Annotated in this window: 21 protein-coding genes and 1 other RNA gene; 13 read left to right on the top strand and 9 right to left on the bottom strand. The window is 54.7% G+C overall.

Going from position 1 to position 24,308, the window contains the following annotated elements; all coding sequences use genetic code 11:
• The first annotated feature begins 57 nt into the window (after window positions 1-57).
• A non-coding RNA gene (locus AFL22_RS22970) (RtT sRNA) lies at window positions 58-185 on the top strand.
• Between the two features lie 158 nt (window positions 186-343).
• On the top strand, window positions 344-1,150 hold the full coding sequence (xthA, locus tag AFL22_RS00005; RefSeq protein ID WP_010260640.1) for an exodeoxyribonuclease III: 807 nt from the start codon (window positions 344-346) through the stop codon (window positions 1,148-1,150).
• Window positions 1,151-1,183: 33 nt separating this feature from the next.
• On the opposite strand, the gene AFL22_RS00010 is transcribed toward xthA, so the two are convergent.
• The 3 genes from AFL22_RS00010 to AFL22_RS00020 all read right to left on the bottom strand — a co-directional run bounded on the left by AFL22_RS00010 (window position 1,184) and on the right by AFL22_RS00020 (window position 4,156).
• Window positions 1,184-1,495, bottom strand: coding sequence for a DUF1496 domain-containing protein (locus tag AFL22_RS00010; RefSeq protein WP_052270513.1), 312 nt, complete (start codon window positions 1,493-1,495; stop codon window positions 1,184-1,186).
• Window positions 1,492-3,408, bottom strand: a complete 1,917-nt coding sequence (locus AFL22_RS00015; RefSeq protein ID WP_052270514.1) for a DNA topoisomerase III — start codon at window positions 3,406-3,408, stop codon at window positions 1,492-1,494. The genes AFL22_RS00010 and AFL22_RS00015 overlap by 4 nt, the downstream gene beginning before the upstream one ends.
• 196 nt (window positions 3,409-3,604) lie before the next feature.
• Window positions 3,605-4,156, bottom strand: a complete 552-nt coding sequence (locus AFL22_RS00020) for an NAD(P)H nitroreductase (protein WP_052270515.1) — start codon at window positions 4,154-4,156, stop codon at window positions 3,605-3,607.
• Between the two features lie 173 nt (window positions 4,157-4,329).
• On the opposite strand from AFL22_RS00020, the gene sppA reads away from it, so the two are divergent.
• The 3 genes from sppA (at window position 4,330) to pncA (ending at window position 7,916) form a co-directional block, all read left to right on the top strand.
• Window positions 4,330-6,192, top strand: coding sequence for a signal peptide peptidase SppA (gene sppA / locus AFL22_RS00025; protein WP_010260631.1), 1,863 nt, complete (start codon window positions 4,330-4,332; stop codon window positions 6,190-6,192).
• Window positions 6,193-6,277: 85 nt separating this feature from the next.
• Window positions 6,278-7,291 (top strand): asparaginase, encoded by a 1,014-nt coding sequence (gene ansA, locus AFL22_RS00030; protein ID WP_052270516.1) that lies wholly within the window; start codon window positions 6,278-6,280, stop codon window positions 7,289-7,291.
• Between the two features lie 16 nt (window positions 7,292-7,307).
• On the top strand, window positions 7,308-7,916 hold the full coding sequence (gene pncA / locus AFL22_RS00035; protein ID WP_052270517.1) for a bifunctional nicotinamidase/pyrazinamidase: 609 nt from the start codon (window positions 7,308-7,310) through the stop codon (window positions 7,914-7,916).
• Window positions 7,917-7,946: 30 nt separating this feature from the next.
• Here pncA and AFL22_RS00040 read toward each other — a convergent pair whose 3' ends face one another.
• Window positions 7,947-8,228, bottom strand: a complete 282-nt coding sequence (locus AFL22_RS00040; RefSeq protein WP_003852750.1) for a DUF1315 family protein — start codon at window positions 8,226-8,228, stop codon at window positions 7,947-7,949.
• A 5-nt stretch (window positions 8,229-8,233) separates the two neighbouring features.
• Complete coding sequence (gene msrB / locus AFL22_RS00045) at window positions 8,234-8,644, bottom strand: peptide-methionine (R)-S-oxide reductase MsrB (RefSeq protein ID WP_010670269.1); 411 nt, start codon at window positions 8,642-8,644, stop codon at window positions 8,234-8,236.
• Between the two features lie 341 nt (window positions 8,645-8,985).
• On the opposite strand from msrB, the gene gapA reads away from it, so the two are divergent.
• Both gapA and AFL22_RS00055 read left to right on the top strand, forming a co-directional pair.
• Window positions 8,986-9,984 (top strand): glyceraldehyde-3-phosphate dehydrogenase, encoded by a 999-nt coding sequence (gapA, locus tag AFL22_RS00050; RefSeq protein WP_003852747.1) that lies wholly within the window; start codon window positions 8,986-8,988, stop codon window positions 9,982-9,984.
• Between the two features lie 74 nt (window positions 9,985-10,058).
• The gene (locus AFL22_RS00055) at window positions 10,059-10,958 is read left to right on the top strand and encodes a D-hexose-6-phosphate mutarotase (RefSeq protein WP_031592764.1); all 900 of its coding nucleotides are present in this window, start codon (window positions 10,059-10,061) and stop codon (window positions 10,956-10,958) included.
• On the opposite strand, the gene AFL22_RS00060 is transcribed toward AFL22_RS00055, so the two are convergent.
• Both AFL22_RS00060 and AFL22_RS00065 read right to left on the bottom strand, forming a co-directional pair.
• Window positions 10,955-11,806, bottom strand: coding sequence for an aldo/keto reductase (locus AFL22_RS00060; protein WP_052270518.1), 852 nt, complete (start codon window positions 11,804-11,806; stop codon window positions 10,955-10,957). The two genes, AFL22_RS00055 and AFL22_RS00060, sit on opposite strands and share 4 nt — an antisense overlap.
• A gap of 72 nt (window positions 11,807-11,878) precedes the next feature.
• The gene (locus AFL22_RS00065; protein WP_010260609.1) at window positions 11,879-12,628 is read right to left on the bottom strand and encodes a MipA/OmpV family protein; all 750 of its coding nucleotides are present in this window, start codon (window positions 12,626-12,628) and stop codon (window positions 11,879-11,881) included.
• Between the two features lie 420 nt (window positions 12,629-13,048).
• Between AFL22_RS00065 and yeaG the strand changes: the two genes are divergently transcribed.
• From yeaG to AFL22_RS00095, 6 genes are all read left to right on the top strand, one after another.
• On the top strand, window positions 13,049-14,983 hold the full coding sequence (gene yeaG, locus AFL22_RS00070) for a protein kinase YeaG (protein ID WP_010260606.1): 1,935 nt from the start codon (window positions 13,049-13,051) through the stop codon (window positions 14,981-14,983).
• A gap of 89 nt (window positions 14,984-15,072) precedes the next feature.
• Window positions 15,073-16,347 carry a YeaH/YhbH family protein gene (locus AFL22_RS00075; protein WP_010670273.1) on the top strand — a complete coding sequence of 425 codons (1,275 nt, stop codon included), beginning with the start codon at window positions 15,073-15,075 and terminating at the stop codon, window positions 16,345-16,347.
• Window positions 16,348-16,595: 248 nt separating this feature from the next.
• Window positions 16,596-18,323 (top strand): potassium/proton antiporter, encoded by a 1,728-nt coding sequence (locus AFL22_RS00080; RefSeq protein WP_010670274.1) that lies wholly within the window; start codon window positions 16,596-16,598, stop codon window positions 18,321-18,323.
• A 78-nt stretch (window positions 18,324-18,401) separates the two neighbouring features.
• Window positions 18,402-18,635: a DUF1480 family protein gene (locus tag AFL22_RS00085; protein ID WP_010260598.1), complete on the top strand. Its 234-nt coding sequence runs from the start codon at window positions 18,402-18,404 to the stop codon at window positions 18,633-18,635.
• A gap of 377 nt (window positions 18,636-19,012) precedes the next feature.
• On the top strand, window positions 19,013-20,479 hold the full coding sequence (wbaP, locus tag AFL22_RS00090; RefSeq protein WP_029519111.1) for an undecaprenyl-phosphate galactose phosphotransferase WbaP: 1,467 nt from the start codon (window positions 19,013-19,015) through the stop codon (window positions 20,477-20,479).
• Window positions 20,480-20,606: 127 nt separating this feature from the next.
• Entirely contained in the window at window positions 20,607-21,800 is a 1,194-nt protein-coding gene (locus AFL22_RS00095; protein WP_033779053.1) for a multidrug effflux MFS transporter, read from the top strand.
• Here AFL22_RS00095 and dadX read toward each other — a convergent pair.
• On the bottom strand, window positions 21,793-22,863 hold the full coding sequence (gene dadX / locus AFL22_RS00100; protein ID WP_052270519.1) for a catabolic alanine racemase DadX: 1,071 nt from the start codon (window positions 22,861-22,863) through the stop codon (window positions 21,793-21,795). The two genes, AFL22_RS00095 and dadX, sit on opposite strands and share 8 nt — an antisense overlap.
• 19 nt (window positions 22,864-22,882) lie before the next feature.
• The gene (locus AFL22_RS00105) at window positions 22,883-24,184 is read right to left on the bottom strand and encodes a D-amino acid dehydrogenase (protein ID WP_052270520.1); all 1,302 of its coding nucleotides are present in this window, start codon (window positions 24,182-24,184) and stop codon (window positions 22,883-22,885) included.
• Between the last annotated feature and the right edge of the window lie 124 nt (window positions 24,185-24,308).

Raw genomic sequence — 24,308 nt, forward strand, 5'->3', positions numbered from 1 at the left:
CCTTCTCCCACCACCATCTCGTATGTTGCACACCATCCCCAAAATAATACCTAAGCTTCCTGTTCTGCGGGGAGAGGGATGAGAACCTTCGATTAAGGTTCGGGTCGAGCATCGCGAGACAACGCGCTTCAGCGCGGCCCGCAGGGTGAGGCGCAACGCGCCGAATAATCCTTCTCCCACCACCATCTCGTATGTTGCACTCAATCCCAGACCAATACCTAAGCTTCCTGTTCGCCCCCACACTCCTGCCCGCTTTCACACAATCTCAGCCTGTTCCGCCATGACTTTTACAGCAAAAATCGCTACCATCTCCGCCTGACATTTCTGAACAACGGTCGATCTCATGAAATTTGTTTCATTTAACATCAATGGGTTGCGTGCCCGCCCGCATCAGCTTCAGGCACTTGTCGAACAGCATCAGCCCGATGTTATCGGTCTGCAGGAAACCAAGGTCCATGACGACATGTTCCCGCTGGAAGAGGTGTCAAAGCTCGGCTATCACGTCTTCTATCATGGACAGAAAGGTCACTACGGTGTTGCCCTGTTAACCAAAGCTGAGCCAGTGTCAGTGAGCCGGGGTTTCCCGGGTGATGACGAAGAATCCCAGCGCCGCCTGATCATCGCGGAACTTCCCAGCCCGATTGGCGATATCACGGTAATTAACGGCTATTTTCCGCAGGGCGAAAGCCGCGACCATCCCACCAAGTTTCCGGCTAAAGAGAAATTCTATCGGGATCTGCAACGTCTGCTGACCGAAGATCTGCCTGCTGATAAGCCGGTTCTGATTATGGGCGACATGAATATCAGCAGCACCGATCGGGATATTGGTATTGGTGAAGAGAGCCGCAAGCGCTGGCTGCGCACCGGCAAATGCTCCTTCCTGCCGGAAGAACGCGAGTGGATGGACCGCCTGCTGGGCTGGGGGCTGGTTGATACCTGGCGTGAGCACAATCCGGAGGTGGCGGATCGCTTTTCCTGGTTCGATTACCGTTCGAAAGGGTTTGATGATAATCGCGGGTTACGCATCGATCTGGTGCTGGCGAGCAAAACCCTGGCGTCGCACTGCGTTGAGACCGGCATTGATTATGAGATCCGGGGCATGGAAAAACCGTCTGACCACGCGCCCATCTGGTCAACCTTCCGCTTTTAACTGACGGTCGCGTGGCAGAGCGCCACGCGACGGCTATTTCACTATTTTCCAGATCAGGTTATTAGTGCCGATGGAGTGTTCATCACGGGCACATTGCAGCAACACCCCCTCTGATTTCACCACCGCGCCTTCCGTGTAGTTACGGTTCTCAAAGATACAGCAGCGGAGACAGTCTGGCTGACGTCTCTCTGCCTGTGTCCATGCCTCGGGTGGCATATCCACCACGACATCGGTGTTACCACCGTTGCTGCCCTGCTGTGGCATCGACTGATAACGACTGTTGGCCTGCGCCAAGCTGGTTGCCAGCGACAGGGCCACGACCAGTAATACTGAATAACGCCTCATTCCGTCTCCTTCACTTTACGCCTGGTTTTGCGCACCGGACGTTTCTGTCCGGTGGACAGTAATCCCCGAAATGCATGCGCCGCAGGCTGCTGTCGCGCCTGCTGGATCAGACCGGTTAAGGTCTGCACCAGCGGCTGCATGAATTCATCATAGCGGCAGGCCTTTTCGCTGATACGCGTCAGTGTCGATTCCCACTGCGCCGTCATATCCGGGCGTGCTGCCAGATCGGGCAGGGAGTGAATCAGGGCGCGTCCGGCATCCGTAGAATTGATATAGCGGCCCTTCTTCACCAGGAAGCCACGACGAAACAGTAATTCGATAATGCCGGCGCGTGTGGCTTCCGTTCCTAAACCATCGGTCGCACGCAGTACTTTCTTTAATTCTTTATCCTGAACGAAACGGGCAATGCCGGTCATTGCAGAAAGAATGGTGGCATCGGTAAACGGGCGTGGCGGCTGGGTTTGCTTCGCCAGCACCTCTCCGCGCTCACACAGCAGCTCATCCCCTTTCGCTACCACCGGCAACGGCATGCCGTCGTTCTCTTCATCACGCTCTTTGTTGCCCAGCAGCGCACGCCAGCCCGCTTCCGCCAGGAAGCGCGCTTTCGCCACGAATTTTCCGCCAGCAATATCGAGATCGATGACACATTTGCGGAATACCGCATCCGGGCAGAACTGCATCAGATACTGGCGCGCCACCAGTTCATAGATATGCTGCTCGTTTTCACTGAGTTTCACCGCGCTGGCACGGGCCGTTGGAATAATGGCGTGGTGGGCATCCACTTTTTTATCATCCCAGCAGCGATTTCTGCGATCGGCATCGAAATCTGCCGGTGGGGTCAGCTGTGACTGATGCGCCTGTATCGCCTTTAACACCGCATGACGACCGGCAAAATGCTCTTCAGGCAGATAGCGGCTGTCCGAACGGGGATAGGTAATCAGTTTGTGGGTTTCGTAAAGCCGCTGGCAGGTATCCAGCACCGTCTGCGCACTCAGCCCGTAACGTTTAGCGGCCTCGATCTGCAGGCTGGATAAGGAAAAGGGCAGCGGCGCCACCTCATTTTCGCGCTTATCGCTGTAAGCAGTGACGATCGCTGGCTGGCCCGTAATACGCGCCACCACATGCTCCGCCAGGGCGCGTTTGAGCAGGCGGCCCTCTTCATCCTGCCACGGTTCACAGGCTTCACTGGGGATCCAGCTGGCGATAAATCGGGCGCCGTCAGGCGTGAGGATGTGCGCTTTAACTTCGAAGTAATCTTTCGGCACGAAGTTCTCGATCTCTTCATCGCGCCGGACCACCAGCCCAAGCACCGGCGTCTGCACCCGGCCCACCGACAGTACGCCATCATAGCCTGCATTGCGTCCCAGCAGCGTCCAGGCGCGGGTCATGTTAATGCCATAGAGCCAGTCCGCCCGGGCGCGGGCCAGCGCCGAGACGCACAACGGAATAAACTCGCGATTTTCACGCAGGCGGTTCACTGCCCGATCCACCGCCTGAGGATTGAGGTCGTTAATCAGACAGCGCTGCACCTTGCTGCGTTTTTCAGCCGGCAGGTTCAGGTAGTCGAGCACCTCATCCACCAGCAACTGCCCTTCCCGATCCGGGTCACCGGCGTGCACCACTTCATTCGCCTGCGCCAGCAAGCCCTCAACCACTTTCAGCTGCTTAGCGACCGAGGGACGCGGCTTTAGCTGCCATTTTTCCGGAATGATGGGTAAATCCGCCAGCGACCAGCGCGCATAACGGCTGTCATAACTGTCGGGTTGCGCCTGCTCCAGAAGATGGCCTACGCACCAGGTGACGATCTGATCGTTGCCGCAGGCAATGAATCCATCACCGCGTCGATGCGGTTTCGGCAGCACATCTGCGATAGCACGCCCCAGGCTCGGTTTTTCCGCAATAAACAAACGCATTGAATCAGGTAATCCTTAACATCAGGGGAACGCAGTGATAACCGGTTGTCCGCTGTCGGTTTGAATACTGAGGCTATGTTAGCCTGGCAGGCCCGCTGGCGTAAGTGTGATGCGCGGCGTTAGCGAGCGTTCGCACAGGAACCGTGCAAAAAGCAGGGCTGAAATGCACCCTGCCGGAACCGGACAAGCATTGTAGTCAGAAGTAACGGACGAAAGGCGCCGTGTCAGGTGGGAGCACCGTAGTGCTGGATTTCAGTTGCGGGGTGCCCAGATAGAGAAAGCCGACGATGGCATCCTGTTCGCGGCAGCCAAACCCCTGGCGTACCTGCTCGTCATCGGTCCAGGGACCACTGCGCCAGATACCGTTGTAACCCTGAGCGACGGCCGCCATCTGCATGGCCATCACTGCACAGCTTGCCGAGGCGATCTGCTCCCAGCGCGGCACTTTGTGGTGCGCTTCACAATGTGCCACCACCGTAATGATCATCGGTGCGCGAAACGGTGACTGGCTCGCTTTGTTAATCGCTTTTTCATCCAGCTGTTTATCGCGTGCTGCCTGCTCCAGCAGCTGGCTCAGCCGGTCGCGACCCTCATTTTCCACAATGATAAAGCGCCAGGGTTGCAGCGTGCCGTGATCCGGGGCGCGCATGCCAGCCCGCAGGATATTTTCCAGTGCGTCACCCGCAGGTGCCGGCTCAGTCAGGCGTGAGGCCGAACGTCGGTTGACCATTAACTCCAGTGCGTCCATGTTTCTCTCCCGATCTCTGTAATGTTGCAGTTATCCTGGCACAGGCAGATTTTTTGTAACAGTGCGCAGTGATTTCCTGCTGACTTTTAACACGCCGCTCTTTAGGATGAGCTCGTCGGGGAAGTCTGGTCCGCGCGGCGGCCACTTCCTGCTACATATTTATGGAGAGTCTGATGCGCACATTGTGGCGAATAATTGCAGGTCTGTTCCGCTGGAGCTGGCGGGTACTGAATTTTATCAGGGAATTTATTCTGAATATTTTCCTGATTTTGTTGATTGTGGTGGGTGTAGGGATCTGGCTGCAGGTCAGCGGGTCGGGCGGCAGTTCAGCGCCGATTCAGCAAGGCGCACTGAAAGTGGATCTCAGCGGCGTGCTGGTGGATAAACCGTCGGTAAGCAATCGTCTGAGCAAAATTGGCCGCCAGCTGCTGGGTGCCAGCAGTGACCGTTTACAGGAAAATTCGCTGTTTGATGTGGTCGACGCTATTCGTCAGGCAAAAGATGACAGCAACATTAAAGGCATGGTGCTCGATTTACGCGAATTTGCCGGTGGCGATCAGCCTTCACTGCAATATGTGGGTAAAGCGCTGCGCGAATTCCGCGACAGCGGCAAGCCGATTTATGCACTCGGCGACAGCTACAGCCAGGCGCAGTATTACCTTGCCAGCTACGCCACCAAAATCTATCTGTCGCCACAGGGCACCGTAGATCTGCATGGTTTCGCCACCAACGGACTCTATTACAAAACCTTGCTGGAGAAGCTGAAAGTCACCTCACACGTCTTCCGTGTCGGGACTTACAAATCAGCGGTTGAGCCGTTCCTGCGTGACGACATGTCCCCTGCCGCACGGGATGCAGACAGCCGCTGGGTCGGTCAGCTGTGGCAGAACTACCTGAACACCGTGGCAGCGAATCGCCAGATTACGCCGGAGCAACTCTTCCCCGGTGCTGCTGCGATTATTGCCGGATTAAACGCCGTTAAAGGCGATACCGCGCAATATGCGCTGGATAACAAGCTGGTCGATGCCCTGGGTTCACGTGCGGCAGCCGATCAGGAGCTGGTAAAAACCTTTGGTCTGGATAAGCAGAGCAACGATTACCGTAGCGTCAGCATCTATGACTACAGCGTGAAAACCACCTCCACGCAGCAGGATGGCAACATCGCGGTAGTCATGGCCAGCGGTGCCATCATGGATGGTGAAGAGACGCCGGGCAACGTCGGTGGCGACACGACGGCGGCGCAGATCCGCGATGCGCGTCTCGATCCGAAAATCAAAGCGATTATTCTGCGGGTGAACAGCCCGGGTGGCAGCGTCACCGCCTCGGAAGCGATTCGTGAAGAGCTGGCGGCAGCGCAGGCGGCCGGTAAGCCGATTGTGGTCTCGATGGGAGGCATGGCGGCGTCTGGCGGTTACTGGATCTCAACCCCTGCCAGCTACATTGTGGCGAACCCCAGCACGCTGACTGGCTCGATTGGCATCTTCGGCGTGATCAATACGCTGGAGAACAGCCTGGACAGTATTGGCGTGCACACCGACGGTGTTGCGACCTCACCGCTGGCGGATATCTCAACCACCAAAGCGCTGCCAACAGAAGTTCAGCAGCTGATGCAGCTGACCATCGAAAATGGCTACCGCAACTTTGTCGGTCTGGTGGCGAAGTCACGTCATAAAACGCCAGAGCAGATTGATGCCATTGCACAGGGCCACGTCTGGACCGGCAGCGATGCGAAAGCCAATGGTCTGGTTGATGCACTGGGTGACTTCGATGATGCCGTGAAGAAGGCGGGCGAGCTGGCGAAAGTCAGTAATCCGCAGCTGAGCTGGTATCAGGATGACCCGAGCTTCCTGGATATGATGCTGAGCCAGATGAACGCGTCGGTGCAGGCTGTCCTGCCTGATACACTGAAAGCCTGGCTGCCAGCACCGATGCTGGATGTGATGAGTGCTATGAAAGCCCAGCCTGGCCTGTTCGACAAGCAGAACGATCCTCAGAACCGTTATGCATTCTGCCTGAACTGCGGCGAAGTGCGATAAACCTCGCAGCCCGGCCGCTGGTCGGGCTGCTTTTCCCCGCTATTCCCCTTATACTGCGCGTTTTATGGCGAGTCTGAGTTCTCTAATGCAAAAGAAAAACATCTACGTAGCCTACACTGGCGGGACGATCGGTATGCAGCGTTCGGCGCAGGGTTATATTCCCGTCTCCGGACACCTGCAGCAACAGCTGGCTAACATGCCGGAGTTCCACCGCCCTGAGATGCCTGATTTCACCATTCATGAGTATCAGCCGCTGATCGACTCTTCCGACATGACCCCGCAGGACTGGCAGTCTATCGCAGAAGATATCCGTCAGAACTACGATCGCTATGATGGTTTTGTGATCCTGCATGGCACCGACACCATGGCATTTACCGCCTCAGCACTCTCCTTTATGCTGGAAAATCTGGCCAAGCCGGTTATCGTCACGGGCTCGCAGATTCCGTTAGCGGAATTACGTTCAGATGGTCAGCAGAATCTCTTAAATTCGCTCTATGTGGCGGCCAACTATCCGATCAGCGAAGTGTCGCTGTTTTTCAATAACACGCTCTATCGCGGTAACCGGACCACCAAGGCACATGCAGACGGCTTCAACGCCTTTGCTTCGCCCAACCTCTCTGCGCTGCTGGAAGCGGGCATTCATATTCGTCGCCTCAATACACCGCCAGCCCCAGCCGGTCAGGGCGAACTGAAGGTTCACACCATTACGCCTCAGCCCATTGGCGTGGTCACCATCTATCCCGGCATTTCAGCCGACGTTGTACGTAACTTTCTGCGTCAGCCAGTCAAAGCATTGATCCTGCGCTCCTATGGTGTGGGTAATGCACCGCAGAACAAGGAATTTCTGTCAGAATTGCAGCAGGCCAGCGAGCGTGGCATCGTGGTGGTAAATCTCACCCAGTGTATTTCCGGCAAAGTGAATATGGGCGGATACGCTACCGGCAATGCGCTGGAACATGCTGGTGTCATCAGCGGATTTGACCTCACCGTGGAAGCGGCGCTGACAAAGCTACACTTTTTACTCAGCCAGGATCTTTCGGCCGATCAAATCCGAGCCAGAATGCAGCAGAATTTGCGCGGCGAACTGACTGAAGACTGAAACGGAGCGATATGTAATGAAGCGGGCACTCATCATTATTGATATTCAGAACGATTTTTGCCCCGGCGGCCCGATGGCAGTCCATGAGGGCGACCATACGGTCGAGGTGGCGAATCGTTATGCGCGACTGTTCCGTGAAAACGGCGAATGCGTACTGGCGCTGCAGGACTGGCATCCGACCGATCACGGCAGCTTTGCCTCGGTTTCCGGCGAGCCGGTCTACACGCTGGGCGAGTTAAATGGTCTGGCCCAGATCTGGTGGCCCGATCACGGCATTCAGGGCTCGACTGGCGCTGATTTTCATCCGGGTCTGGATCGCTCACTGTTCGATGCGACGTTCCATAAGGGCCAGGATCAGGATGTCGACAGCTATAGCGCCTTTTTTGACAATGGCCATCGCCGTAAGACCGAGCTGGACAGCTGGCTGCGTGAGCGTGGGATCACCCATCTGGTGATGCTGGGGCTGGCGACGGATTACTGCGTCAAATATAGCGTGCTGGATGCGCTGGAGCTGGGTTATCACGTTGAGGTGGTTAAAGAGGGCTGCCGGGGCGTCAATCTGAATCCCGAGGACAGCGAAATTGCCTTTGCCCAGATGACCGCTCAGGGCGCGATTCTGATTTAAAATGGAGCTGGCATGACGCCAGCTTTTTTTTTAATGCAGATGGATGCGGGTCACGTCAGGGTCAATTCCAAACTCTTCTTTGAGCTCTTTTTTCGACTTCATCACCATTTCGCCACCTTTGCCGATGGTCATGTGCTGCGGCGCGTCGTTGTGCCGCGCCTGCCACATCATGACCAGCTGCAGGCAATTGTCGCGCTGCTCCTGGGTCAGTGCCACGCCATCCGGCCATTTACCAATCTCAACCGCCGTGGCAAGACGCTGATAGACTTCAGGCGTCATCGATGCAAGCATTGCTTCAAGCTGTTCCTTCATCGCCATTACCCTTTGGTCTGTTCGCCCTGCTCGTCGGTGAAATTCAGCGAGGCGGAGTTAACACAATAGCGTTCGCCGGTCGGCTGCGGGCCGTCAGGGAAGACATGTCCCAGGTGCGCATCGCAGCTGCCACAGCGGATCTCAATACGCTGCATACCGTGTGAATCATCTTCAATATAGCGAATCGCATCATCACTGACCGGCTGGTAGAAACTGGGCCAGCCACAGCCCGAGTCATACTTCGTCTCAGAGAGAAAAAGTGGCGCCTCACAGATCAGACAGTGGTAGATCCCTTCCTGCTTGTTGTGCAGCAGTGCGCCGCTGTAAGGCGGTTCCGTTCCGCGTTGCTGAGTGACGTAGCGTTGCATTTCGGTCAACTGTGCAATTTTTGCTTCGGGTGCGGTGTCTTTAGCCATTTTAGGATTCCGGGCAGTGCCATTCTGAAAAATTCGACTATTATTCTAACAAATGATCAACATAACCCGGGTCTTTTTTTGTGCTCACCCTTTCAGCCTGCTCTCTGCTAAGCGGATTTGTGACATCGATCACCTTTTATCCGGAGCATCCCTATATATTCGGCGATTGATTCAACGAAGCGCGATATCATTGGCGGCGCGCAAGCGGTTGCGCATCGAATAATTCCTTTCAGGCGAATTGATTTGTCGCAACAATTGACACGATTCCGCTTGACGCCTGGTAAGGTTTTTGTAATTTTACAGGCAACCTTTTATTCACTAACCAATAGCTGGTGGAATATATGACTATCAAAGTAGGTATCAACGGTTTCGGCCGTATCGGTCGCATCGTTTTCCGTGCTGCTCAAAAGCGTTCTGACATCGAAATCGTTGCTATCAACGACCTGCTGGACGCGGATTACATGGCGTACATGCTGAAGTATGACTCTACTCACGGTCGTTTCGACGGCACCGTAGAAGTTCAGGATGGCGCACTGGTGGTTAACGGTAAAAAAATCCGTGTTACCGCTGAACGTGATCCGGCCAACCTGAAGTGGGATGAAGTGGGCGTTGACGTTGTTGCTGAAGCAACCGGTATCTTCCTGACCGACGAAACCGCGCGTAAACACATCACCGCAGGTGCTAAGAAAGTCGTTCTGACCGGTCCATCTAAAGATGACACCCCAATGTTTGTTCGTGGTGCAAACTTCGACAAATATGATGGCCAGGATATCGTGTCTAACGCATCCTGTACCACTAACTGCCTGGCACCGCTGGCAAAAGTGATCAACGACAAGTTTGGCATCGTTGAAGGTCTGATGACGACCGTTCACGCCACCACTGCTACCCAGAAAACCGTTGATGGCCCGTCTCATAAAGACTGGCGCGGCGGCCGCGGCGCATCGCAGAACATCATTCCTTCATCAACTGGCGCAGCTAAAGCCGTTGGTAAAGTTCTGCCAGAGCTGAACGGCAAACTGACCGGTATGGCATTCCGCGTACCAACCCCTAACGTTTCCGTTGTTGACCTGACCGTGCGTCTGGAAAAAGCGGCTTCTTACAAAGAAATCTGTGCTGCAATTAAAGCGGCTGCAGAAGGTGAGATGAAAGACGTTCTGGGCTACGTTGAAGATGACGTGGTTTCTACCGACTTCAACGGCGAAATCCTGACTTCAGTGTTTGACGCTAAAGCCGGTATCGCGCTGAACGACAACTTTGTGAAACTGGTTTCCTGGTACGACAACGAAACTGGCTACTCAAACAAAGTTCTCGACCTGATTGCACTGGTTTCTGCTAAATAAGGCAGTCAGACATCATTGAGAATAAGGGCGACTTCGGTCGCCCTTTTTTTGATCCGCACAGGAAGGAATCGAACATGCAAGATAAACTGTTTTCTCTGCCGGTGGTCACGCAGATCTCCCCTTACCTCACCCAGCGCCAGATAGGTGAACTCCCCGCCATTGTTGTGAGTCACCCTAAAGTGCGGGCAGCCATTACGCTTCAGGGCGCGCACCTGATCGCCTGGCAACCCAGCGGCGAAAAGCCGGTACTCTGGCTGAGTGATAAGAGTCTCTTTGCACCGGGTAAGGCGATTCGTGGCGGCGTTCCGATCTGCTGGCCGTGGTTCGGCCCGGCGGGCGAACCGGCACACGGCTTTGCGCGGGTTCAGCCGTGGAAACTCACGGCGCATGATGAAAATGAAGATGGCGTCATGCTGACGCTGGTGCTGGAGAGCAACCCTCAGACGCTGAAGCTCTGGCCGCATGAATTCACCCTGATTGCCCGCTTCCGCCTGGGCCAGCATTGTGAGATTGAGCTGGAAGCCTATGGAGACTTTGAAGCGACGGCGGCTCTGCACAGCTACTTTACCGTCAGCGACATCAACGGTGTGGAAGTCTCGGGTCTGGGCAATAGCTATATCGACAAAGTCAATAACGGCGAGGTGGCCAGCAGCGACGGCAAACAGCGTTATCCTGGACGCATCGACCGTATCTTTACCGCAGCAGAGGATTGCTCAGTAATTAATGATACTGCGGGCGAGCGGCAGATCGAGGTGTACCACCATCATCATAGTGACGTTGTCACGTGGAATCCGGGTGTGGAACTCTCCTGCAGCATGACGGATATGGCGAATGAGGGCTATAAGACCATGGTCTGTGTGGAGACGGCGCGTATCAGCAAACCGTTACGCAGCGCGGGAGAAAAACCGGCACGGCTGGCCACGACGTTCCGCCTCAAAAAGAGAGCCGCAGCCAGCGATAACGTTAACGGCTAAACAATATCCAGCGGCAACTTATGCTGTGGCGCTGGCCAGGCGCGATCGATGAGCTGCAAATCCTCATCGGTCAGTTCCACCTCCAGCGCCGCCGCATTTTCCTGAACGTGGGCCACGGAACTGGCTTTAGGAATGGCAATCACCCCTGGCTGACGAATCACCCAGGCCAGCAGTAATTGCGCCACGCTGATGCCCTTCTGCTGTGCAATCTGAGTCAGCTGAGGATCGGTAAAGAGTGAGTCACGTAGCCGTCCGGCCTGGGCCAGCGGACAGTAGGCCATGACCGGTACGCCACGCTGCTGACATGCCGGCAGCAGATCAAATTCAATGCCGCGTGAAGCCAGATGATAGAGCACCTGATTGGTCGCGCAGGCCTCGCCCTTCTCTTCATCCCACAGTTCGGCCATATCATCGGTGTCAAAATTCGATACGCCCCAGTGACGAATTTTGCCCTGCTGCTGCAGGCGTTCCATGGCGCGCAGTGTCTCTTCCAGCGGAATATTGCCGCGCCAGTGCAACAGGTAGAGATCGAGATAATCGGTTTGCAGACGTTGCAGGCTGCGCTCACAGGCTGCAATGGCATCCACTTCGCCCGCATTCCACGGATAAACTTTGGAGACCAGCAGCGCCCGGTCGCGACGGCCCAGCAGTGCCTGCCCGACCACCTCTTCGGCTCCGCCATCTGCATACATTTCGGCGGTATCGATAAGCTTCAAGCCGCACTCAAGACCCGCCTGCAATGCAGCGACTTCATCAGCACGCTGCGCCGGGTTTTCACCCATATACCAGGTGCCCTGACCGATCACCGGCAGATCGCCAAAACCGGCAAAGTTAATCGTGTTACGCATTCTGCTCTCCCGCCCCATTCTGAGGCCCTGTAAAAGAACAGAGGGCAATAAATGCCCTCTTTTGGTGCGTTATCAGAAGGTATAGCTGACACCCGTCCAGATTAACGCCTGCCCGCTTTTATCAATCATCGGGCTGTCTTTGATTTCGCTGTCGAAACGGATATAACGCCCCATAACGCTGGCATTCCACTGCGGCGCAATCTGATAGCTGGCGCTCAGTTCCACATAAGGTGACCAGCTGTCATCCGGGTTGTAACGGCTGATGCCGGTACGGGCGCTTTCATGCCCGGATACCCCATAGTAATAACGGTTTTGATTGGCGCTGTTCCACGTGGCCCCGATGCCCGGCGTCAGGCTGAAGTCACCCATCTGGAAGCGATAGAGGTATGTCAGGTCCCAGATCATCCCGTTGCTGTTATTGAGCACATCACCCAGTAATGAGGTACGGACAATCCCCCAGTCAGCGGTGTGACGATAGGTTGCGCCACCCATCAGCGTCATGCGGCGTTTATCCAGCCCTTTCATGTCGCCCAGGTCGTTGTCGCTGGGTTTGTACTCCTGCGGTGAACCCAGCAGCGTCAGTGACAGCTGGTTCTGAGGATCTTTCCACAGGTAGTAGCCGCCCTGCAGGCTGCGGAACCAGAAGTCTTCACCCTCGTAATTGATAACCGGAAGCGGGATATACCGGTCCTGGCCGCCGCGATAAGGTGAATCGGCATAGATGACCGATGCGCCAATGGAAAGCGGTGCGGCATTCGCGTGCGTGGCCAGTAAATAACAGGGCAGAAGTGCAACAAGCGTCTTAAATTTGAATTGGTTCACAATTTATTCATTCCATAAATATAACAATCAAACAGGAAGTCTAACGTTTTTTCACGGCTGGATTAACTTATATCGAAATCCTTTAAGTGACTGATCGATGAAAGTGGCATTAAAGGTTAAAAACACGTTAAGTTAAAGCATCACCCATAAGAACGCATCTCACAACAGACCCGCTGTACAGTTGATCTTCCCCTCATTAACCCAAACCCGTGGAGGAAATTTCCTAGAAGCCATCTACAGTTAGAAGTAACAGCAGACATTTTGTACGAGCAGAGTAACCATAAAAGTTGTGTATCCCGATAAGAAAGATCAGGTTGGCATAAGGGTTGCTGTACTCAACAGAGAATATCTTCCGGGAGCTGCTATAAGCCTCTAATTACGCTCCTTACCTGTGCTAAAAACGAAAGGACGGGCATCGCTATGAATATATTCGATCACTATCGTCAGCGTTATGAAGCTGCCAAGGACGAAGAGTTCACACTGCAGGAATTTCTTGCTATCTGTAAGCAGGATCGCAGTGCATACGCCAACGCTGCAGAGCGACTGTTAATGGCTATCGGAGAGCCAGTAATGGTCGATACTGCTCAGGAGCCACGCCTTTCCAGAATATTCTCCAATCGTGTGATGGGACGCTATCCGGCGTTCGAGGAGTTTTACGGCATGGAGGAAGCGATTGAACAGATCGTCTCCTACCTGAAACATGCCGCTCAGGGACTGGAAGAGAAGAAACAGATCCTCTATTTACTGGGACCGGTAGGTGGCGGTAAATCCTCACTGGCGGAACGGCTTAAGTCGCTGATGCAGCGGGTACCCATCTATGTACTGAGCGCCGACGGGGAACGCAGCCCGGTTAATGACCACCCTCTCTGCCTGTTTAATCCGCAGGAAGATGCGCATATTCTCGAAAAAGAGTATGGCGTGCCGCGCCGTTATCTCGGCACGATTATGTCGCCGTGGGCCGCTAAGCGACTTCACGACTTCGGCGGCGATATCTCGCGCTTCAAAGTGGTGAAAGTCTGGCCGTCAATCCTGGAACAGCTGGCGATTGCCAAAACTGAACCGGGTGATGAGAACAACCAGGATATCTCCGCGCTGGTCGGTAAAGTGGATATCCGTAAACTGGAAAACCACGCGCAAAACGATCCTGATGCTTACGGTTACTCCGGCGCACTCTGCCGTGCCAACCAGGGCATCATGGAATTCGTTGAGATGTTCAAAGCGCCTATCAAGGTGCTGCACCCGTTACTGACGGCGACGCAGGAAGGGAACTACAATGGCACCGAGGGGATTTCGGCGCTGCCGTTTAACGGCATTATTCTGGCGCACTCCAACGAATCAGAGTGGGTGACGTTCCGTAATAACAAGAATAATGAGGCGTTCCTTGACCGTGTCTATATCGTCAAGGTGCCCTACTGCCTGCGGGTCTCTGAAGAGATCAAAATCTACGACAAGTTACTTAATCACAGTGAGCTGGCGACCTCGCCCTGTGCACCGGGTACGCTGGAAACGCTGGCACGCTTCTCTATCCTGTCACGTCTCAAGGATCCGGATAACTCCAGCATCTATTCCAAAATGCGGGTCTACGATGGTGAAAGCCTGAAAGATACCGACCCTAAGGCGAAGTCCTGGCAGGAGTATCATGATTACGCCGGTGTGGATGAGGGGATGAACGGCCTTTCAACCCGCTTTGCCTTTAAGATTCTGTCGCGGGTATTTAACTTTGACCACGCCGAAGTGGCGGCCAACCCGGTGCACCTGTTCTATGTACTGGAGCAGCAGATTGAGCGCGAACAGTTCCCACAGGATCAGGCCGAGAAATACCTTGAGCACCTCAAAGGCTATCTGATCCCCAAATATGCTGAGTTTATCGGCAAAGAGATTCAGACCGCCTATCTGGAATCTTACTCTGAATATGGTCAGAACATCTTTGACCGCTATGTGACCTATGCCGACTTCTGGATTCAGGATCAGGAGTATCGCGATCCCGATACCGGACAGCTGTTTGATCGTGAATCGCTCAACGCGGAACTGGAGAAAATCGAGAAGCCCGCTGGCATCAGTAACCCGAAAGATTTCCGTAATGAGATCGTCAACTTCGTGCTGCGCGCCAGGGCACACAATAACGGTCGCAACCCGAACTGGACCAGTTACGAGAAATTACGCACCGTGATCGAGAAGAAAATGTTCTCGAATACGGAAGAGTTGCTGCCGGTGATCTCGTTTAATACCAAGACCTCTACCGATGAGCAGAAAAAACATGATGATTTTGTCGATCGCATGATGGAAAAAGGCTATACCCGCAAACAGGTTCGCCTGCTGTGTGAATGGTATTTGCGTGTGCGTAAATCGTCCTGATAAGAGTCTGTAAGCTTGCCGGTAAGTGATACCGGTCTGACAAGGTCGGGTTCGCCCGGCCTGCTTACAATGTAGTTTGGGGGAATACCATGGCCTATTTCATCGATCGCCGACTCAACGGCAAAAACAAGAGCGCGGTAAACCGCCAGCGCTTCTTGCGCCGTTATAAGTCGCAAATTAAGCAGTCGATCTCCGAGGCCATCAATAAACGCTCGGTGACCGATGTAAGCAGCGGTGAGTCTGTCTCTATCCCGATTGACGACATCAATGAGCCAATTTTCCATCAGGGACGCGGCGGCAACCGCCATCGGGTCCATCCGGGCAACGACCATTTTGTGCAGAATGACCGGGTCGAGCGACCGCAGGGTGGTGGCGGCAGCGGCAGTGGCCAGGGCAATGCCAGTCAGGATGGTGAAGGTCAGGATGAGTTTGTCTTTCAGATATCGAAAGATGAGTATCTGGACCTGCTGTTTGAAGATCTCGCCCTGCCTAACCTGCGCCGGAACCAGCATCGCCAGTTGAATGAGTATAAGACCCACCGTGCCGGCTTCACCTCCAACGGTGTGCCTGCCAATATCAGCGTCGTACGTTCGCTGCAGAACTCGCTGGCGCGTCGTACGGCGATGACCGCGGGTAAACGCCGGATGCTGCACGAACTGGAAGAAACGCTGCTGGAGATTGAGAACTCTGAACCGGCTCAGCTTCTGGAGGAGGAGCGGCTGCGCAAAGAGATCGCCGAGTTGCGGGCGCGTATCGAACGGGTGCCTTTTATCGACACCTTCGACCTGCGCTACAAAAACTTTGAGAAACGACCGGAGCCTTCCAGCCAGGCGGTGATGTTCTGTCTGATGGATGTATCCGGATCCATGGATCAGGCCACCAAGGATATGGCGAAACGCTTCTATATCCTGCTCTACCTGTTCCTGAGCCGCACCTACAAGAATGTCGATGTGGTTTATATTCGTCATCACACGCAGGCTAAAGAGGTGGATGAACAGGAGTTCTTCTACTCTCAGGAGACCGGTGGCACCATCGTTTCGAGTGCGCTGAAACTCATGGATGAGGTGGTGAAAGAGCGCTATGACCCGGCGCAGTGGAATATCTATGCTGCGCAGGCGTCAGATGGCGATAACTGGGCCGACGATTCACCGCTCTGTCACGAGATCCTGGCGAAGCATATTCTGCCGGTGGTGCGCTATTACAGTTATATCGAGATTACCCGCCGTGCACATCAGACGCTGTGGCGCGAGTATGAGCATCTGCAGTCGACGTTCGATAACTTTGCTATCGAACACATTCGTGAGCCGGAAGATATCTACCCGGTGTTCCGATCGCTGTTCCATAAACAGGCAACGGAAGCCTGATGCACTAAGCCGGCTCATCGCCGGCTTTTTTTATCTTCCGAATAACCTGCTAAAACAGTCTGTTTTCTGCCGCTTGCCTGCCAACCCCCTCATTCTTCACATTAATCTGATTCCATACGCTGTTAAGCAATTCGTATAATGATCATTTTCACAATGACAACTCCTTGATAAAACATTATCTTTCAGAGATAGCATGGATATTTGTCACCAGTCGCTGCACCGCACTGTCATATCTCAGGAGATCGGGTTTGAACCACACTATTGTCTACAGTCTGTTTATCATCGGTTCCGTGCTGGTCGCATCGAGCATTCTGCTCAGCTCTTTCTCATCCAGACTGGGTATCCCCATTCTGGTGATCTTCCTCGCTCTCGGCATGCTGACCGGGGTTGATGGTATCGGCGGCATCGCCTTTGATAACTATCCGGCGGCTTACTTAATCTCGAACCTGGCGCTGGCGATTATCCTGCTGGATGGCGGCATGCGGACCAAAGCCAGCTCATTTAAAGTTGCTCTGGGGCCAGCGCTGTCGCTGGCGACCGTCGGGGTCATGATTACCGCAGGCTTAACCGGTGTGGTCGCCGCCTGGTTGTTTAACCTGGATATGATGCAGGGCTTCCTGATTGGCGCGATTATCGGCTCCACGGATGCCGCCGCCGTCTTCTCACTGCTGGGTGACAAAGGCCTGAATGAGCGCGTCAGCTCCACGCTGGAGATTGAATCGGGCAGTAACGATCCGATGGCGGTGTTCCTGACCATTACGCTGATTGAGATGATCGAACAGGGCCGCAGCGGCCTTGACTGGATGTTCCTGGTGCATCTGGTGCAGCAGTTTGGTCTGGGTATCGTGCTGGGCCTGGGCGGCGGCTGGGCGCTGCAGCAGCTGATTAACCGTATCAGTCTGGCCGGTGGGCTCTATCCGCTGCTGGCGTTGAGTGGCGGCATTCTGGTGTTCGCCCTGACCACGGTATTAGAGGGCAGCGGCATCCTGGCGGTCTATCTGTGCGGCTTTTTACTGGGCAACAGGCCGATTCGCAACCGTCACGGCATTCTGCAGACATTTGACGGCATGGCGTGGCTGAGTCAGATTGGCATGTTCATCGTGCTGGGACTGCTGGTAACCCCGTCTGATTTGTGGCATATCGCGGTTCCGGCGATGATCCTCTCGCTATGGCTGATTCTGGTGGCGCGCCCACTGTCGGTCTTTATTGGTCTGCTGCCGTTTCGCAGTTTTACCACACGCGAACGCGTCTTTATCAGCTGGGTCGGTTTACGCGGCGCGGTACCGATTATCCTTGCGGTCTTCCCGATGATGGCCGGATTAGAAAACGCGTCGCTCTATTTTAATATCGCCTTCTTTGTGGTGCTGGTCTCCCTGATGTTGCAGGGCACCTCGCTGGGCTTTGCAGCGAAAAAAGCCAAAGTGGTGGTGCCGCCTACCGCATCGCCTATCAGCCGTATCGGTCTGGATATCCACCCCGAAAATCCGTGGGAGCAGTTTGTCTACCAGCTCAGCGCTGACAAGTGGTGCATCGGTGCCGCACTGCGTGACCTGCAGATGCCACGTGAGACCCGCATCGCCGCCCTGTTCCGTGACAATGTGCTGATGCATCCGAATGATGGGACGCGACTCAGGGAGAACGACGTCATCTGCGTGATTGGCCGTGAGCGCGATCTGCCAGCGCTGGGTAAAATGTTCAGCCAGTCGCCGCCGGTTTCCCTGGACCAGCGTTTCTTTGGTGACTTTATTCTGGATGCTGAAGCTCGCCTGCGCGATATTGCGCAGATTTACGGACTGGAACTGGATGAGAACACCAACGATCAGCAGTCGCTGGGACAACTGGTGCTGAGTATGCTGGGCGGCGCGCCGGTGGTTGGCGATCAGGTTGAGTGGAATCAGCTGACGTGGACCGTCGCGGAGAAAGAGGATAACCGTATTGTGAAGATTGGTGTCCGCCCGGCTGAAGAGAAGGAATAATCCTAATCATTCAGCCACGTTATTTTCTGTCGATACGCTAAGCTTAAAAGTCTATGCCAGCAAAAACGGGAGAAATGAATGGGACACGTGGTTAAAATTGGTCGTTATGAGATTGTTGATGCCGATCTTGACAGTGAGAACCTCGACACCGTCAGCATCCCCTGTCACACCAATCCCGGCTTAATTACCCAACTTGATGGCTGGGATCGCGATACAAGCGTCCCGGCATGGATTGACGGAGAACCGGTGGATCTGCAGATTGGTCATTACGATAAACAGCAGGACCGCTGGATTTTAAAAAAACCTGCCTGAGTCCGTTATCACTACCGCCAGTCGTAAGATTTGGCGGTAATTCCTAAAAAGCGTCTTAAACAGTTTGGTTATAACCAACCCCCGCCTTATTTTATCCAGTAAAAACCAAAACTTAGCCATTTAAAACTTTAATCACTTTTGATGTTTTCAGATTTTTTCCGTATTAACTCTGTCAAATAACTCCTGCATACTCATTCTCAATGCTGCAACATTTCGTGAGTACTATCACGCTTTAGCCGTTATCTTTTTTGCAGCTGCACTGGCTTTACTGACTGCAACAGACTGAAAATTATTTTTTAATTTTTCAGAAGCCCACCCCTGAGCGCGTACATGATTCTGGTCAGGCCATCTTTTACTTGAGAAAGAGAGCAGGTTTTATGGCAAGTACATTGATAATGAATAGCCCGAGCCGCTCGTGGAGCGGCACGCGTAAAAATATCATCGTGAAATTCGCCCTGAGCTTTTCCGATCTGATTGCACTTAACCTCGCACTGTTTTTATCTGCCGCGACGATACAGGGTATTTGGGGCGAGCTGGATACCTTTATTCCACCTCATCAAATTGAATATCGTTTTGTGGCACAGTTTATTATGTCAGTCATGTGTACCGGCTGGTTCTGGGTACGCCTGCGTCACTATACCTATCGCAAACCCTTCTGGTTTGAGCTGAAAGAGATCATTAAAACATTATTTGTTTTCTCGCTGCTCGACCTCGCGCTGATCGCCTTCTCTAAATGGGATTTCTCCCGCATGGTGTGGGTCTTCAGCTGGACATATGCCCTGCTGCTGCTGCCGCTGATGCGTGCTCTGGTTAAACGCGCCATTCACAAGGCGGGTCAGTGGCAGAAAGAGACCATCATTATTGGCTCCGGCAGAAACGCCACCGAAGCTTACGCGGCGCTGCAGAGTGAAGAGATCCTGGGCTACAACGTACAGGCCTTTATCTCGGTCGATGATGTTCCGGCTCAGCAGAGCGTGAATGGCGTGCCGGTGATCACCTGGAAAGATATTAACTGGCAGACCATTGACCGTGACAACGTGCAGTTTATTGTGGCTATGGAGTATGAGCAGCAGCCGATGCGCGATCGCTGGCTGAAATTCCTGTCGAAGATGAACTGCCGTTCAGTTTCAGTGATCCCGACGCTGCGCGGCGTGCCGCTTTACGGCACCGACATGTCCTTTATCTTCAGCCATGAAGTGATGATTCTGCGTGTCAGCAACAACCTGGCGAAACACTCCTCCCGTTTCATGAAGCGTGCCTTTGATATCGTGGTGGCGTCGATGCTGCTGCTGTTCCTCGGCCCAATCTTCGCCCTGCTCTGTTATATGGTAAAACGTGATGGCGGCAATGCCATTTATGGTCACGAGCGTGTGGGCCAGAATGGCAAAAAATTCAAATGTCTGAAATTCCGTTCCATGGTGACCAATTCCAAAGAGGTGCTGGAGAAATTACTGGCAACCAGCGAAGAGGCGCGGATTGAGTGGGACAAAGATTTCAAACTGAAGAATGACCCGCGCGTGACCCGGATTGGTAGTTTCCTGCGTAAAACCAGCCTGGACGAGTTGCCACAGCTGTGGAACGTGATTCGTGGCGAGATGAGCCTGGTTGGTCCGCGTCCGGTGATTGAAGCTGAGCTGGAGCGTTATGCCGGTGATGTCGACTACTACCTGATGGCCAAGCCGGGTATGACCGGTCTGTGGCAGGTCAGCGGACGTAACGATATCGACTATGATACCCGCGTCTATTTTGACTCCTGGTATGTCAAAAACTGGGCGCTCTGGACCGATATCGCGATCCTGTTCAAAACCGCAGGCGTGGTGTTACGCCGCGACGGCGCTTACTAATCAGACCTCGGCGATGCCTGTTTACAGCAGGCATCGCACTTTCCGCACGACTTCCTCTATCTTTTTTGCCGCTGAATCATTACCCTCTGCGATCGTTTTTAAACAGAACGCTTACCCTCTGGTTGTTATGCAAAAATTTACTCTGCTGTTATTAAGCCTGGTGCTGCTGGCACCCTTAGGCATCGATCTCTATTTGCCCACGCTGCCACAAATCGCAGAAGGGCTGGATACGCCGGTTAATCTGGTGCAAACCACCATTCCCCTGTTTCTGCTGATTATGGGGCTGGGACAACTGGTGACCGGCCCGCTGGTGGACAACTATGGCCGTAAGCCGATTGCCCTGCTGGGCCTGGCGCTTTACATCACGGGGAGTGCCATCGCCGCCACCGCCACCTCATTCCCGCTGTTCGTCCTTGCCCGCCTGGTGCAGGGCTGTGGCGTCTGCTGCAGCGCGGTCGTGGCCTTTAGCGGCGTGCGTGACCGCCTGAGCGGTGATGATGCCGCCCGTGCATATGGCTTCCTGAATGGCGCATTAAACATCGTCCCGGCCCTGGCTCCGCTGCTGGGCGGTTTGCTGGCCAGCGCCTTTGACTGGCGCGCACCCTTCTGGTTTCTCTGCGCCTACGGCGTGCTGATTACGCTGCTGGTGATTATCTGGCTGCCAGAGACGCGCCCGGCGGATACCCTGCGGGTGAAAGGATTACCGATTAAACAGTATGCCGCGATCCTGCGTCAGCCGCGCTTTCTGGCGTTCGCGTTCGCCAATGCCGGTGCGCTGGGCATGGTGCTGACCTACGTGTCGCTGGCACCGCAGGTATTAATGACCGAAGGCGGGCTGACGCCAATCCAGTTCTCTTTTGCTTTTGGCGCCAACGGTTTCTGGATCATGTTTGTCAGCATGTTCGTGAATAAAGCGATTCGCAAAGCGGGTCGCCCTTTCTGCCTGGCGATGGGATTCTTCACTATGCTGCTGGGCGCGGTGCTGCTGGTTGCGGGGATGCAGATCTTCCCGGCGGAGATGCAGACGCACTGGGCGCTTTACATGTTCCCGGTGGCCGTTTCAGTTGCCGGGCTGGCCTTTACGGTAGGACCGGCCACCAGCTATGCGCTGGAGCCCTATCAGCAACAGGCGGGCGTGGCGTCCGCCTTGCAGGGATTCATTCAGATGGCCGGTGGCGCGTCAGGCAGCCTGGTCATTGTGGCGCTGCCGGTGGCGGAGAAGCTGTCGCTGAGTCTGATGATGCTGCTGGGTGCAGCGCTGGCCTTTATCGCCTGGCGCTGCAGCAGAAAGATGCGCGGCAGCCTGACCGCGCTTAAATAACGGTTACCGGAACGCGGGGTGCCAGCGCACACATCAGCTCGTACCCTACCGTTCCGGCCGCTTTTGCCACCTGATCGATTTTCACCTGCTCACCCCACAGCTCCACGGCTGAGCCAATACCGGCCTGGGGACAGGGGGTCAAGTCGACGGTGATCATATCCATCGAAACCGCACCAACCACCTGAGTCATCACACCATCGACACAGACGGGCGTACCCGTCGGGGCATGCCGTGGATAGCCATCCGCGTAGCCACAGGCCACCACGCCAATTCGCTGCGCTGCACTGGCTTGATAGCGGTAGCCGTAACCCACTCCATCGCCCGCCTGTAGCTGCTGGACCGCAATAATCTCACTGCTTAAGGTCATCACCGGCTTAAGGCCACTGCCTGCAATGTCCTGCCAGTCACCGCTGGGCGACGCGCCATACAGAATGATGCCGGGACGGACCCAGTCAAAGTGCGCTTCAGGATGCCACAGGGTGCAGGCGGAGTTGGAGAGCGATCGCGGACAGTTCAGCCCCTCAGCCGCCTGCTCTACGCGCTGCAATGGCGCAATCAGACCCTGCGGATTTTCCGCATCGGCAAAATGGGCCATCAGCGTCATCTCACCTACCGTGCTCAGCGCCCGCAGCTTTTGCCATGCACCGTTGACCTGTTCCGGGCGAAAACCCAGCCGGTTCATCCCGCTGTTCATTTTGAGATAGATATCAACCGGTGCTGCAAGTCTGGCACTGGCCAGCGCGTTGATTTGCCAGTTACTGTGTACGCTGGTGGTGAGACGATAACGGTCAATCAGCTGCAAATCCTCTGGCTGGAAGAAACCTTCCAGCAGCAGAATCGGCTTTTTCCAGCCCTGTTCGCGCAGCTGGATCGCCTCTTCCATATTAAGAAACGCGAAGCCGTCAGTGGCAGATAACGCCTCGCGCACGCGATCAATGCCATGGCCATAAGCATTAGCTTTCACCACTGACCAGACGCGGGAGGCGGGTGCCGCCTGGCGAACAACAGTCAGGTTATGACGTAACGCCTGCTGGTTGATGGTAGCGACAATCGGACGTGACATCCTCTCTCTCCCTGAATACTTAACGAGTTGCGTTGGCTTTACGCAGCGGCGATGAGGTCGCCGCGAAACCGGGTAAGTAGCGGAACACCGCTAAGTCATCCGCCGCAATGGCCGGCTTTTTACCGGAGATGAGATCGGCCAGCAACTGACCAGAACCACACGCCATCGTCCAGCCCAGCGTACCGTGACCGGTATTGAGCCAGAGATTAGAGATCGGTGTGGCGCCCACAATCGGCGTACCGTCTGGCGTCATCGGACGCAGACCGGTCCAGAAACTCGCCTGCGCGAGATGACCGCCTTCAGGATAGAGATCACTGACCACCATCTCCAGCGTTTCCCGCCGCGCTTCGGTGAGTTTGGTGTTAAAACCAACAATTTCCGCCATCCCGCCGACACGAATACGATCGTCAAACCGCGTCACCGCCACTTTATAGGTCTCATCCAGGATAGTTGAAACCGGTGCGGCGTCAGGATTTTTAATCGGAATAGTGAGTGAATAGCCTTTCAGCGGATAGACCGGAATATCGATGACATTTTTTAACAGCGCGGTCGAGTAGGAACCAAACGCCACCACATAGCTGTCCGCCTTGATGATCTCATCACCGCACTTCACGCCATAGATGCGATTGCCATCGCGCAGCAGGTGGTCGACCGGAGTATTAAAGCGGAAGACTACGCCCGCCTCTTCGGCCATTTTTGCCAGCCGCTGAGTAAAGAGCTGACAGTCGCCGGTTTCATCATTGGGCAGGCGTAATCCGCCGGTGAGTTTATGCTGAGTTGCCGCCAGTGCCGGTTCAACGCGAGACAGTTCATGCGCCTGCAGCAGCTCATAGGGCACGCCCGCGTCGCGCAGCACCGCAATATCTTTGCTGGCGCTGTCGAACTGCTGCTGGGTACGGAACAGTTGCAGCGTCCCGCCCTGACGGCCCTCATAGGCGATGCCGGTTTCACTGCGCAACGCTTTCAGACAGTCACGGCTATATTCAGCAATCCGCACCATGCGGCTTTTGTTCTGCTGATAGTGATTGATGTCGCAGTTGCGCAGCATGTGCCACATCCACTCCAGCTGAAAACTACTGCCATCCAGCCGGATAGCCAGCGGCGCGTGGCGCTGAAACATCCACTTCACCGCTTTCAATGGCACGCCGGGCGCTGCCCAGGGTGCGGCATAACCCGGAGAGATCTGACCGGCATTCCCTGCACTGGTCTCCATCGCTGCGGCGGGCTGACGATCAATGACCGTCACCTGATGTCCGGCACGTGCCAGATACCAGGCACTTGCCACCCCGACCACACCACTTCCAAGAATTACAACGTGCATAGCTCCCCCACCCGACCTGTAAAAGCATAATTCACTGTTCAACTGATGATAGTCAGCGGATTTACATAGCGGACACCACCACAGAATTTCACCATCCATTTCACATCTTTTTTACTTTTCAGGT

Source organism: Pantoea sp. CFSAN033090 (genome assembly GCF_001264395.1).
GTDB classification, from domain to species: Bacteria; Pseudomonadota; Gammaproteobacteria; order Enterobacterales; family Enterobacteriaceae; genus Pantoea; species Pantoea agglomerans.